The sequence below is a fragment of the Inquilinus limosus genome (genome assembly GCF_002195995.1).
GTDB lineage: Bacteria > Pseudomonadota > Alphaproteobacteria > DSM-16000 > Inquilinaceae > Inquilinus > Inquilinus limosus_C.
Map to the genome: position 1 here is coordinate 19,609 of NZ_NHON01000073.1, position 11,607 is coordinate 31,215.

Consider the following 11,607-nt stretch of genomic DNA (forward strand, 5'->3'; position numbering starts at 1 on the left):
GTCCATCGGGGGGAATCGACCATGCGAGCCGCGGCTTTCGTCTGCACCATCGTTGCCGTGATCCTGACAGCCGCCTCGGCCATCGCGGCGCAGCCGCGCTGGTTCACCTACGACCCGGTGAAGATCGCGCAGGCGCGGGCGAAGATCGCGGCCGGCGATCCGCTGTACCGGCCGTCCTACACGGCGCTGCTGCAGGCCGCCGACAAGGCCCTGGCCAAGAAGGCGCCGTCGGTCACCGACAAGACGCTGACCCCGGCCTCGGGCGACAAGCACGACTATTTCAGCTTCGGCCCCTATTGGTGGCCGAACCCGGACACGCCGACCGGCCTGCCCTATATCCGCCGCGACGGCCAGACCAACCCGGACAGCAAGACCGACGCGACGGACAGCGTGCGCCTGTCCACCTTCGGCAGTGACCTGCGCAGCCTGGGGCTGGCCTACACCTTCACCCGCGACCCGAAATACGCGGTCAAGGCGGCGGAGATGCTGCGGGTGTGGTTCATCGCGCCGAAGACGCGGATGAACCCGAACATGACCTATGCCCAGGCCATCCCGGGCATCGTCGACGGCCGCGGCATCGGCATCATCGACAGCCGCGCCTTCATCGACGTGATGGATGCGGTCGAGCTGATCCGCCCCAGCGGCGCGCTGCGCGAGGCCGACTACCAGCTGATCAAGCTGTGGTACCGCCTCTTCACCCATTGGCTGCTGACCAGCGAGAACGGCTTCGAGGAGGCCAACTGGCACAACAATCACGGCACCTGGTACGACGCCCAGGTGACGGCGTTCGCGCTGTTCACCGACCAGCCGGATGTGGCCAAGCGGCAGTTGAAGATCGCGGTGCTGCGCCGGGTGGCCGGCCATTTCGACAAGGACGGCCGCCAGGTGGCGGAGCTGGAGCGCACCCGCGCCTTCCACTACAGCCAGTTCAACCTGCAGGCGTTCAGCCGCCTCGGCCGCTACTCCGAGCTGGTCGATGCCGGCCTGACCAATGGCGACACTGACCCGACCGACCTGTGGCATTTCTCGCTCGACAGCCATGGCCTGCAGGCGGGCTATGGCTTCGTCGCCGGCTATGTCACGCCGGCCGGCACCATCGACCCGTCCTGGCCCTATCCGGAGCTGACGCCGGGCGACGGGCTGGACGAGGCGCTGGGCAACCTGCTGGCCGCGACCCGGGCCTATAACGACCCGGCGCTGCGGCAGAAGGCGGCGATCCTGCTGGCCAAGTTCCCCGGCAAGATCGACGCGCTGCTGCTGCCGCTGGATTGATCCCGGCAGCCCCGGGACCGGCTCTTTACGGTTCCCTCCATGTCATGGCGAGGAGGCGAAGCCGACGTGGCCATCCAGGGGCCGGTTCGCGCTGCCCCTGGATGGCCACGCCCCTTCGGGGCTCGCCATGACGGGTTGGTGTTTGGGGCCGCTGATCGAGGCGCCCGGTCACGACACCGGGCGTTGCAGCTCCAGCCGGTCGCCGACGCGCAGCAGGCGCAGCTCCAAGGCCGGCTGGCCAGTGCCGCGCGGCACCGCCACCACGGCCTCCTGGCCCGGTGCCAGGGTCGAGACGAAACGGACCACGCCGCCCGGCGCGTCGGTGCCGGCCGTCACCACGGTCTCGTAGCCGGCCGCGGCCGGCTGGTAATAGACGCTGACATTGACGTCGCCGAGCGTGGCGGTCAGGCCGGCGCCGGGCGGCACCACCTCCGCCGCGGCGGCGGAGGTGGCCGCGAAGGCGCCCAGCAGGGCGGTGGCGAGCAGGATCTGCGGCAGCCGGCCGGCGACCGGCGCCTTGCGTGTACGGGTCATGATAGGTCCTCGGGGTGTGGGAGCGGGCGTCAGGCCGCGCTCTGGCCGCCATCCACGATGATGGCTTGGCCGTTGACGTAGGAGGCCCGGTCCGACAGCAGGAACAGGGCGACCTGGGCGATCTCCTCCGGCTCCGCCAGGCGCTTCAGCGGGATGCCGACGGCAAGCGGGTGGGATTCGGTGCCGTCCGGGTTCTTCACGATCCGGCCCTGCGTCATCTCGGTGCGGGTGATCGACGGGTTGACCGAGTTCACGCGGATGCCGTGCGGCCCCAGCTCTACCGCCGCCGCGCGGGCCAGCGAGACGATGCCGCCCTTGGTGGCGCTGTAGATCGAGGTGCCGGGCGCAGCGATGCCGGCCAGCACCGAGCCGTTGAACAGGATCGCGCCGCCGCCCTGCGCCTTCATCTGCGCGGCCTCGGCCTTCAGCGCGAAGAACTGGGCCTTGAGATTGGTGTCGACCAGGCTGTCCCAGCGATCCTCGTCGAGCGTCTCGATCGGGCCGCCGCCGGAGATGCCGGCATTGTTGAAGGCTACGTCCAGCCGGCCGAACCGGGCCACCACCTGGTCGACAATGCCGGGGATGCCGTCGATCCGCGTCAGGTCGGCCTGGATGAACAGCGCCTCGCCGCCGGCCGCCGCGATCTCCGCGACCACGGCCTCACCCTCGGCCGCCCGTCGGCCGGTCAGCGCCACCTTGGCGCCCTCGCGGGCGAACAGCACGGCACTGGCGCGGCCGATGCCCGAAGTGCCGCCGGTGACCAGGGCCACCTTGCCATCCAACAGTCCCATCCGATCGCTCCTTCAGATGACGATCATCATTTCATGGATCGTTAGATGATGCCGATCATCCCCTTTGCAAGGGCCGCTCAGGCAAGGGCGTGCGCTGGCCCTGCACTCGGGAAAGGGACGGAACGGCGGCGACGGGATCTGTCGCCGCCAGCCTGCTGGCTACACGCGAAGCAGCGTCTTGATCGCCCGGCGTTCGTCCATGGCGCGGTAGCCTTCCGCCACGTCTGCGATCGGCAGCTCGAGGTCGAACACCTTGCCGGGATTGATCCTGCGGGAGAGGACCAAGTCGATCAGCTGCGGCAGGAAGCGGCGGACCGGGGCGGGCCCGCCGAGCAGGTTCTTCTGGGAGAAGAACAGGTACTGGCCGCCGAGTTCGACGCCATGCGGCACGCCGACGAAGCCGATCGAACCGCCCGGGCGCGCAGCGTCGATCGCCTGGTGCATGGACTCGCTGGTGCCGACACACTCCAGCACGGCATCCGCCCCGACGGCCCCGGTCAGTTCCTTGATGCGGGCCACGCCGGCATCGCCGCGTTCGGTGACGATATCCGTCGCGCCGTATTCGAGCGCAAGCTCCTGGCGACGTTTGTGCCGGCTCATGATGATGACGCGGTCGGCGCCCATCTGCCGGGCGGCGAGCACGCCCATCAGGCCGACGGCGCCGTCGCCGACGACGGCGACGGTCGAGCCGGGCCGCACGCGCGCGGCGTCGGCGGCGTACCACCCGGTGCCGAGCACGTCGGAGACGGCCAGCAGGCTCGGGAGGAGATCGTCGGCGGGCATCTCGGCCGTCGCCACGAGCGTGCCGTCCGCGAGCGGGACGCGGGCGTAGGGCGCCTGGGCCCCGGCCATGAATTCACGCTGCTCGCAGGACGACTGGAAGCCGTGCCGGCAATGGGGGCAGGCATTGTCGGAGGTGGCGAAGGAGCCGACCACGAACTGGCCCGGCCTGACGGTTTTCACGTCGCTGCCGACCTCGACCACCACGCCGCAATACTCGTGGCCCATGGGCCGGGGCGCATTGACCGTCTCCAGGCCCCGGTACGGCCAGAGGTCGGACCCGCAGATGCAGGTCGCCGAGAGCTTGATGATGGCGTCGGTGGGCTTGAGGATTCCGGGTTCGGCGACGTCTTCGTAGCGGACGTCGCCCGGGCCATGGAGGATCGTGGCCAGCATGATCGTTTTCCTTTCGTTGGACTGTCAGGCGCCGGTCGGTGTTTCGGCTCTCTGGTGCAGCGAGCGGGTCACGGCGATGGCGATGATGGTCGAGCCGAGCAGGACAGCGGCGCCAAGGGCGAACGGGCTCCACCAGCCGGCGGTGTCGAACAGCAGGCCGCCGGTGAAGGCGCCGGAGGTGATGGCGAACTGGATCAGCGCGACCTGGAGTCCGCCACCCGCTTCGAGGTCGTGGGGAATGATCCGGGTCATCCAGGTGTTCCAGGCCACCGGGACGGGGGTGGTGAACAGGCCCCAGAGGAGCAGCAGCGCCGCCGTGGCGATGGCGGAAGGCCCGAACCCGATCAGCAGGACGGCGATCCCCGACAGCGCCGCGGGAAAGCCGATCAGCACGGCGCCGAGATGGGAGCGGAGCAGAAGGCCGATCAGCGAGGTCCCGGCGAGGCCGGATAGGCCGAGCCCGAGGAGAACGAGCGACAAGGCGTTCGCGTCGAGGCCGGTGACGCTCTGGAGGAAGGGCCGCAGATAGGTGGACAGCGCGAACTGCCCCATGAAGAACAGCGTCATCGCCGTCATGCCGATGGCGAAGGCACGGTTGCGCAGCAGGCCGAAGCTGCGGGTGACGGAGACGGTCCCGCCGCCCGGCATTACGGGCAGCACGGCAGCCTGCCAGATGAAGGCCGCGATGCCGATCGGGACCACGATGAAGAAGGCGCCGCGCCAGCCGATCAGCCCGCCCAGGAAGCTGCCCAGCGGGGCGGCGACGACCGATGCGAGGGCGGTCCCGCCCTGCAGCATGGCGATCGCCTTGGGCAGGTCGGCGCCGGAGACGATGCGCGCCAGGATCGCCGTGGAGAGGGACCAGAAGCCGCCGATCGACACGCCGATCAGCGCCCGGCCCAGCATGAACACCAGATGGTTCGGGGCGAAGGTGATGGCGAGGCCCGAGAGCACGAGCACGGCCGTGTAGAGGAGGACCACCTTGCGGCGGTCCAGCCGCGCCAGGAGGGCGTTGCCGAACAGGCTGGTGACGACGGCGAAGAAGCCCGAGATGGAAATCGCCTGGCCGGCCTGGCCCTCCGTGATCGCCAGCTCGTCGGCAATGGGGGTCAGCAGGCTGACGGGCATGAACTCCGAGGCGACGAGTACGAAGGTCATCAGCGTCATGCAGATCACGGCACCCCAGGGCGTCGCGGTGCCAGCCATCCGGCTGCCGTAGGTCGCTTCCATGTTCGGCTTTCATGTCGGCGCCATGCGGAGCACGGCGATCGGCGTTGTTGCGCGGGCGGCGTCTCCACCCCAGGCCGCACTCAAGATGGCCCGGCTGTATATGTTCGATTAGTCGGCCTAATCTGCATGGACCTATTGATCTGTGATATAAATCCAGCGGAGATGCCGGATGGATCGACGAGACCTGAGCGAGATGCTGTGGTTCATGGCGGTCGCCGAGGAACGCAGCTTCACGAAAGCCGCCGCGAGGCTGGGCACGTCGCAGTCGACGCTGAGCCTCACGATCCGGCAGCTCGAGGAGCGGCTCGGCTTCCGGCTGCTGACCCGGACGACGCGCAGCGTCGCCCCCACCGAGGCCGGCGAGCGTCTGCTGCTGTCGCTAGCTCCACGGATCAGCGAGATCGAGAGCGAGGTGGATGCGCTGATGGCGTTCCGCGACAAGCCTTCCGGCACGATCCGGATCAGCCTGTCGGACCACGCCTTCTACAGCGTGGTCTGGCCGAAGCTGAAGCCGGTGCTGAAGCAGTATCCGGAGATCAGCGTCGAGCTGAACCTCGACAACGGCTTCCGGAACATCGTCGAGGAGCGCTTCGACGCCGGCGTCCGCCTGGGCGAAAGCGTGGACAAGGACATGATCGCCGTGCGCATCGGGCCCGACTGGCGGCTGGTCGCCGTGGCGTCACCGGACTATCTCGCACGGCATCCGGCGCCCGAGATGCCTCAGGACCTGGTGCACCACCAGTGCATCAACTACCGGCAGCGCACCGATGCCGGCCGCTATGCCTGGGAATTCGCCAAGGACGGACGGGACATTCGGGTCCGGGTGAACGGGCCATTGGTCTTCAACACGTCCTTCGCGATGATCGACGCGGTTCTCAGCGGCTACGGCATCGGCTATCTGGCCGAGGACCTCGTCGAGGAGCACATCGCGGCCGGGCGGCTGGTGCCTGTGCTCGACGACTGGTCGCCGGAATTCGCCGGATACTATCTCTATTATCCGACCCGGCGGCAGAACTCCGCCGCCTTCACCGTCATCGTCAACGCCCTGCGGGACACCGGGGCCTGACCCTGGCCGGCGGGCCGTCGCACGGGGGGCCCTGCCGCGCCTGAACCTCGGCAGGAACCCTCTCTAGGGGCGCGGCGCCTAGTCCAGGAAATCCCCATGCTTGCGCACATGCTCGGCCAGGCCCAGCGTGTGCTCGCGCACCAGCCGCTCGGCCAGGTCGGCGTCGCGCGCCTCCAGCGCGGCGACGATCTTCTCGTGGTCGACGACCGATCGCTGGGCCCGGTGGTCCTGGCCGATCGTCACCCGGCGGATGCCGCGCATGTGGATGAACAGGTTGTCGGTGATGTCGACGATCAGCTGGCAGCCGCTGATCCGGATGATCTGCTTGTGGAAGGCGATGTTCGCCTCGGAATACTCGCTGACATGCTCCTCCGGGTCGCGGTCGCGGAACACGTCGACATAGTCGTGCAGCTTGCGGATCTGGGCGTCGGTGGCGACCTGTGTGGCCAGCCGGGCGGCCATGCTTTCCAAGGCGGCCCAGACCGTGACCATCTCCAGCACCTCCGCCTTGCTCTTGCGGATCACGAAGATGCCGCGGCGGGGGACGGAGCGGACGAATCCCTCCTGCTCCAAGAGCGTCATCGCCTCGCGGATCGGGGTGCGGCTGACGCCCAGCATCTCGCTCAGCTGCCGCTCCTCCAGCTTGATCTCGCCGGGATGGCCGTAGATGTCCATCTCGGTGATGGCCTGCTTCAGCGCCTTATAGGCCTTGATCCGGAAGCTCGTTTCGGTGTCGAGCGGTTTGACGTCGATCTGCGGGAAGCTCATCGAAGGCCCTTCTGCCTGCGCGGCGGCGTTCCCTTCGGCTATAACCCCGGGCGCCGTCGGTCACAAGTATACCGTGGACGAGAGTCCAGCGCAGCTTTCCTCCTTTCGATCGATTGACATAAGGTATTTTGTATACCACGATGATCGGGTCGGCTGCTCAGCGGCCCTGACTCCAATCAACGGGAGGAAGGCGCGGCCATGAAACTCTGCATCTACGGCGCCGGGGCCATCGGCGGCTATCTCGGCGTCCAGCTCCATCGCGCGGGGGTCGAGGTCAGCCTCGTCGCCCGCGGCCTGCATCTCGAGGCGATGCGCCAGAACGGGCTCACCCTCAAGATCGACGACGAGACCCGCACCGCCCGCATCCGCTGCACCGACAACCCGACCGAGCTGGGCCCGCAGGATTATGTCGTGATCTGCCTCAAGGCCCATTCGGTGCCGGGAGTGGTCGAGGCGATGCAGCCGCTGCTGGGGCCGGAGACGGCGGTGGTGACTGCGGTGAACGGGCTGCCCTACTGGTATTTCCACCGCCATGGCGGCCCGCTCGAGGGCCGGCCGATCGAGACGGTCGATCCCGGCGCGGTGCAATGGAACCGCCTCGGGCCGCAGCGCGGCATCGGGTGCATCGTCTACCCGGCCACCGAGGTGGTGGCGCCCGGCGTGGTCGAGCACCATTACGGCGACAAGTTCCCGATCGGCGAGCCCGACGGCAGCCGGTCGGCCCGCGTCACCGCGCTGAGCGAGGCGATGGCGGCGGGGGGATTGCAGGCGCCGATCCGCGACAACATCCGCGACGAGATCTGGCTCAAGCTCTGGGGCAATCTCTGCCTCAACCCGATCAGCGCCCTGACCCATGCGACGCTGGACGTCATCACCGGCGACCCGTCCACCCGCGACGTGGCGCGGCGGATGATGGCGGAGGCGCAGACCATCGGCGACAAGCTCGGCGTCCACTTCCGGGTCGATATCGAGCGGCGGCTGGACGGCGCCGGCGCCGTCGGCGCGCATCGCACCTCGATGCTGCAGGACCTCGACCGCGGCCGGCCGATGGAGATCGACCCGCTGGTCACCGTGGTGCAGGAGCTCGGCCGCATGGTCGGGGTGCCGACGCCGACGATCGACACCGTCCTGGCCCTGGTGCAGCAGCGCGCCGAGATCGCCGGGCTGTACAGCCGCCCGGCCCCGGCCCGCTCCGAACCGGAGCTGGTGCCGGCCTGATCCCAAACCCGGACGGCCGCCAAGAGCCGTTTCCAGACGAGGAGGAACCCAGCCATGAGAGCCGAAGACATTCTGCGCCAGAAGGACACGCGCATCGTCATGATCCGCGTCGGCGAGACGGTGGCCACCGCCGTCTCGCTGATGACGCGGGAGAATGTCGGCGCCCTGCTGGTCAAGGAGGTGTGCCGCACCGAAGGCAACATCGTCGTCGGGGTGTTCTCCGAGCGCGACGTCGCCCGGGCGCTGTCCGTCCATGGCGCCGCGGCGCTGGCCATGCCGGTCTCGGCCTTCATCGGCCGGGCGGTGATCAGCTGCGAGCCGCGCGACAGCATCGAGACGGTGCTGCGGCTGATGGACGAGAACCACATCCGGCACGTGCCGGTGATGGAGGATCACACTTTGGTCGGGGTGATCAGCGCCCGCGACCTGATCCGGCACTTCCTGCAGCAGTCGTCGCCGGCGTTGCAGGACCAGGCCGCGGCCGTGGTCCACGCCTGATCTTCATGTGAGTGGTGGAACCGCGGCGGCCTGACCGGCTGCCGCGGCGTCTCTGACACGATGCGGCGCCTAGCGGCCGCGTGGGGGAGTCTTGTCCATGCGGATAGCGGTGTTGCGTGAACGGCGGGATGGGGAGCGCCGTGTGGCGGCGACGGCGGACAGCGTGAAGAAGCTGGTGGGTCTGGGGGCGACGGTGGCGGTGGAGTCCGGCGCCGGGCTCGGCAGCGCCGTGACGGACGACGCGTATCGCGCGGCCGGAGCCGAGGTCGCGCCCGATGCCGCGGGCGCCCTGGCCGGAGCGGACGTTGTCCTGAAGGTGCGCCGCCCGTTGCGGTCGGGCGAGGGCGAGGTCGACGAGCTGTCGCTGATCCCGCGCGGGGCGACCCTGATCGGGGTGCTGGAGCCCTATGACGACGCGGAGAGCCTGGCGGCCTATGCCGAGGCCGGGATCGAGAGCTTCGCGCTGGAGCTGGTGCCGCGGATCACGCGGGCGCAGTCGATGGACGTGCTGTCGAGCCAGGCGAACCTGGCGGGGTACCGGGCGGTGCTGGAGGCGGCGTCGGTGTTCGGCCGGGCCTATCCGATGATGATGACGGCGGCGGGCACGGTGCCGCCGGCGCGCGTCCTGGTGATGGGCGCCGGCGTGGCGGGGCTGCAGGCGATCGCGACGGCGCGGCGGCTGGGGGCCGTGGTGTCGATGACGAGTTCAAGGCGGCCGAGACCGCGGGCGGCTACGCCAAGGAGATGTCGGCGGAGTACCGGGCCAAGCAGGCGGCGCTGATCGCCGAGACGGTCAGGAAGCAGGACATCGTCATCTGCACCGCGCTGATCCCGGGGCGCAAGGCGCCGGTCTTGATGGACGAGGCGATGGTGCGGTCGATGAAGCCGGGATCGGTGATCGTGGACCTAGCGGCGGAGCGGGGCGGCAACTGCGCCCTGACCCGGCCGGGCGAGGTGGTGGAGGATGGCGGCGTCACCATCGTCGGCTATCGCAACATCCCCGGCCGGATCGCGACCGACGCGTCGGCCTTGTACGCCCGCAACCTCGTGGCCTTCCTGACGCCGCTGGTCGACAAGGAGACCAAGGCGCTGAAGGTGGACGGCGGAGACGAGATCGTGGCGGCGACGCGGCTGACCTCGGGGGGCCGGGTGGTGCATCCGAACTTCGGCGGCCGGGCCGAGCAGGCGGCGTAGGGGGAGCGGGCAGATGGCGACAGAGGAACTCGCGCAGGGCGCGCAGGGGCTGGCCGAGGCGGCCAAGGGGCTGGCGGACCAGGCCCAGGCGCTGGCGGTGCAGGCACAGAATGCGGCAACCGCGGTGCCGGCGGGGGAGCACGGCTTCTTCCTGACCGGTCTGACGGTGTTCGTGCTGGCGTGCTTCGTCGGCTACTACGTGGTGTGGCGGGTGACGCCGGCCTTGCATTCGCCGCTGATGAGCGTGACCAACGCGATCTCCTCGGTGATCGTGGTCGGGGCGCTGATCGCGGCGGGCCCGGCGGTGATCGGGGCGTCGAGCGTGCTGGGCGCGCTGGCGGTGCTGCTGGCGTCGGTGAACATCTTCGGGGGCTTCCTGGTCACGCGGCGGATGCTGGCGATGTACCGCAAGAAGTCCTGACCGGCCGTACAGGCGACAAATCCAAGAGATGAAGGCGAGGGGATCGCGATGACGAGCCTGGCGGTGCTGGCGTATCTGGTGGCGGCGGTGTGCTTCATCATGGCGCTGCGGGGCCTGTCGAGCCCGGTGACGAGCCGGATGGGGAACCTGTACGGCATGGTGGGGATGGCGATCGCGGTGGCGACGACGCTCATTCTCCTGCCGCAGGTGCGGAACTACTGGCTGATCGTGCCGGCGATCGCGATCGGCGGCGGCATCGGCTACGTCGTGGCGCAGCGGATCCAGATGACGGCGCTGCCGCAGCTGGTGGCGGCGTTCCACAGCCTGGTCGGCCTGGCGGCGGTGTGCGTGGCGGCGGCGGCGTTCCTCGACCCCGCCGCCTACGCCATCGGCACGCCGGGGGCGATCCATGTCGGCAGCCTGATCGAGATGGCGCTGGGGGCGGCGATCGGGGCGATCACCTTCACCGGCTCCCTGGTGGCCTTCGCCAAGCTGCAGGGGCTGGTGTCGGGCAAGCCGCTGGTGTTCCCGCTGCAGCACCCGCTGAACGCGGCGCTGGGCGTCGTCATCATCCTGCTGATCGTGTGGATGTGCGCCGGGCAGTCCGGTGCGGCATTCCTGCTCTTGATCCTCGTCGCCCTGGCCTTGGGCTTCCTGCTGATCCTGCCGATCGGCGGTGCGGACATGCCGGTGGTGGTGTCGATGCTGAACAGCTATTCCGGCTGGGCGGCGGCGGGCATCGGCTTCACCCTGCAGAACAACCTCCTGATCGTGACCGGTGCGCTGGTCGGGTCGTCGGGCGCCATCCTCAGCTACATCATGTGCAAGGGGATGAACCGGTCGATCATCAACGTGATCCTGGGCGGCTTCGGCGGCGACTCCGCCGCCGCGGCGGCCGGCGGGCCGGCGGGCGACCGGGCGGTGAAGCAGGGCTCGGCGGAAGACGCGGCCTTCGTGATGAAGAACGCGCGGTCGGTGATCATCGTGCCGGGCTACGGCATGGCGGTGGCGCAGGCGCAGCACGCGCTGCGGGAGATGTCGGACCTGCTGAAGAAGGAGGGGGTGGAGGTGCGCTACGCCATCCACCCGGTGGCCGGCCGCATGCCGGGGCACATGAACGTGCTGCTGGCCGAAGCCAACGTGCCCTATGACGAGGTGTTCGAGCTGGAGGAGATCAACCGCGACTTCGCCCAGGCCGACGTGGCCTTCGTGATCGGGGCGAACGACGTCACCAACCCGGCGGCGAAGTCGGACCCGGCGAGCCCGATCTACGGCATGCCGATCCTGGATGTGGAGAACGCCAAGACGGTCTTGTTCGTGAAGCGGTCGATGGCGTCGGGCTATGCCGGGGTCGAGAACGAGCTGTTCTTCCGCGACAACACCCTCATGCTCTTCGGCGACGCCAAGAAGATGTGCGAGGACATAGCCAAGAGCCTGGC

At 69.1% G+C, this 11,607-nt stretch carries 11 protein-coding genes and 1 pseudogene; 7 read left to right on the plus strand and 5 right to left on the minus strand.

The annotated features are described in order from the left end of the window. Nucleotides 1-21 precede the first annotated feature (21 nt). Nucleotides 22-1,272, plus strand: coding sequence for an alginate lyase family protein (locus BWR60_RS27165; protein ID WP_088154887.1), 1,251 nt, complete (start codon nt 22-24; stop codon nt 1,270-1,272). Between the two features lie 168 nt (nt 1,273-1,440). Here BWR60_RS27165 and BWR60_RS27170 read toward each other — a convergent pair whose 3' ends face one another. The 4 genes from BWR60_RS27170 to BWR60_RS27185 all read right to left on the minus strand — a co-directional run bounded on the left by BWR60_RS27170 (nt 1,441) and on the right by BWR60_RS27185 (nt 5,003). Further along, entirely contained in the window at nt 1,441-1,806 is a 366-nt protein-coding gene (locus BWR60_RS27170) for a hypothetical protein (RefSeq protein ID WP_088154889.1), read from the minus strand. A 29-nt stretch (nt 1,807-1,835) separates the two neighbouring features. Beyond that, nucleotides 1,836-2,597, minus strand: a complete 762-nt coding sequence (locus BWR60_RS27175) for an SDR family NAD(P)-dependent oxidoreductase (RefSeq protein WP_088154891.1) — start codon at nt 2,595-2,597, stop codon at nt 1,836-1,838. A 159-nt stretch (nt 2,598-2,756) separates the two neighbouring features. Beyond that, on the minus strand, nt 2,757-3,773 hold the full coding sequence (locus BWR60_RS27180) for a zinc-dependent alcohol dehydrogenase family protein (RefSeq protein ID WP_088154893.1): 1,017 nt from the start codon (nt 3,771-3,773) through the stop codon (nt 2,757-2,759). Nucleotides 3,774-3,797: 24 nt separating this feature from the next. Further along, nucleotides 3,798-5,003, minus strand: coding sequence for an MFS transporter (locus tag BWR60_RS27185; protein WP_088154895.1), 1,206 nt, complete (start codon nt 5,001-5,003; stop codon nt 3,798-3,800). 169 nt (nt 5,004-5,172) lie between these two features. On the opposite strand from BWR60_RS27185, the gene BWR60_RS27190 reads away from it, so the two are divergent. Beyond that, nucleotides 5,173-6,069 carry a LysR family transcriptional regulator gene (locus tag BWR60_RS27190; RefSeq protein WP_088154897.1) on the plus strand — a complete coding sequence of 299 codons (897 nt, stop codon included), beginning with the start codon at nt 5,173-5,175 and terminating at the stop codon, nt 6,067-6,069. Nucleotides 6,070-6,147: 78 nt separating this feature from the next. Here the strand turns inward: BWR60_RS27190 and BWR60_RS27195 are convergent, their stop codons facing one another. Continuing rightward, a complete protein-coding gene (locus BWR60_RS27195; protein WP_088154899.1) occupies nt 6,148-6,837 on the minus strand; it encodes a GntR family transcriptional regulator in 690 nt (229 codons plus the stop codon). Nucleotides 6,838-7,035: 198 nt separating this feature from the next. On the opposite strand from BWR60_RS27195, the gene BWR60_RS27200 reads away from it, so the two are divergent. The 5 genes and pseudogenes from BWR60_RS27200 to BWR60_RS27220 form a co-directional block, all read left to right on the plus strand. Continuing rightward, the gene (locus BWR60_RS27200) at nt 7,036-8,055 is read left to right on the plus strand and encodes a 2-dehydropantoate 2-reductase (RefSeq protein WP_088154901.1); all 1,020 of its coding nucleotides are present in this window, start codon (nt 7,036-7,038) and stop codon (nt 8,053-8,055) included. Nucleotides 8,056-8,109: 54 nt separating this feature from the next. After that, on the plus strand, nt 8,110-8,553 hold the full coding sequence (locus tag BWR60_RS27205; protein WP_088154903.1) for a CBS domain-containing protein: 444 nt from the start codon (nt 8,110-8,112) through the stop codon (nt 8,551-8,553). A gap of 97 nt (nt 8,554-8,650) precedes the next feature. Continuing rightward, nucleotides 8,651-9,747: pseudogene (locus BWR60_RS27210) on the plus strand (NAD(P) transhydrogenase subunit alpha). Nucleotides 9,748-9,760: 13 nt separating this feature from the next. After that, nucleotides 9,761-10,168, plus strand: coding sequence for an NAD(P) transhydrogenase subunit alpha (locus BWR60_RS27215; protein WP_088154905.1), 408 nt, complete (start codon nt 9,761-9,763; stop codon nt 10,166-10,168). 48 nt (nt 10,169-10,216) lie between these two features. Next, nucleotides 10,217-11,607, plus strand: a 1,391-nt coding sequence (locus BWR60_RS27220; protein WP_088154907.1) for an NAD(P)(+) transhydrogenase (Re/Si-specific) subunit beta, incomplete at its 3' end; no start/stop codon positions are given.

What these genes read in the sequence shown, in the direction of transcription:
- BWR60_RS27165 (WP_088154887.1), top strand. Translation starts at nt 22, where the DNA reads ATGCGAGCCGCGGCTTTCGTCTGCACCATCGTTGCCGTGATCCTGACA.
- BWR60_RS27170 (WP_088154889.1), bottom strand. Translation starts at nt 1,806, where the DNA reads ATGACCCGTACACGCAAGGCGCCGGTCGCCGGCCGGCTGCCGCAGATC.
- BWR60_RS27175 (WP_088154891.1), bottom strand. Translation starts at nt 2,597, where the DNA reads ATGGGACTGTTGGATGGCAAGGTGGCCCTGGTCACCGGCGGCACTTCG.
- BWR60_RS27180 (WP_088154893.1), bottom strand. Translation starts at nt 3,773, where the DNA reads ATGCTGGCCACGATCCTCCATGGCCCGGGCGACGTCCGCTACGAAGAC.
- BWR60_RS27185 (WP_088154895.1), bottom strand. Translation starts at nt 5,003, where the DNA reads ATGGAAGCGACCTACGGCAGCCGGATGGCTGGCACCGCGACGCCCTGG.
- BWR60_RS27190 (WP_088154897.1), top strand. Translation starts at nt 5,173, where the DNA reads ATGGATCGACGAGACCTGAGCGAGATGCTGTGGTTCATGGCGGTCGCC.
- BWR60_RS27195 (WP_088154899.1), bottom strand. Translation starts at nt 6,837, where the DNA reads ATGAGCTTCCCGCAGATCGACGTCAAACCGCTCGACACCGAAACGAGC.
- BWR60_RS27200 (WP_088154901.1), top strand. Translation starts at nt 7,036, where the DNA reads ATGAAACTCTGCATCTACGGCGCCGGGGCCATCGGCGGCTATCTCGGC.
- BWR60_RS27205 (WP_088154903.1), top strand. Translation starts at nt 8,110, where the DNA reads ATGAGAGCCGAAGACATTCTGCGCCAGAAGGACACGCGCATCGTCATG.
- BWR60_RS27215 (WP_088154905.1), top strand. Translation starts at nt 9,761, where the DNA reads ATGGCGACAGAGGAACTCGCGCAGGGCGCGCAGGGGCTGGCCGAGGCG.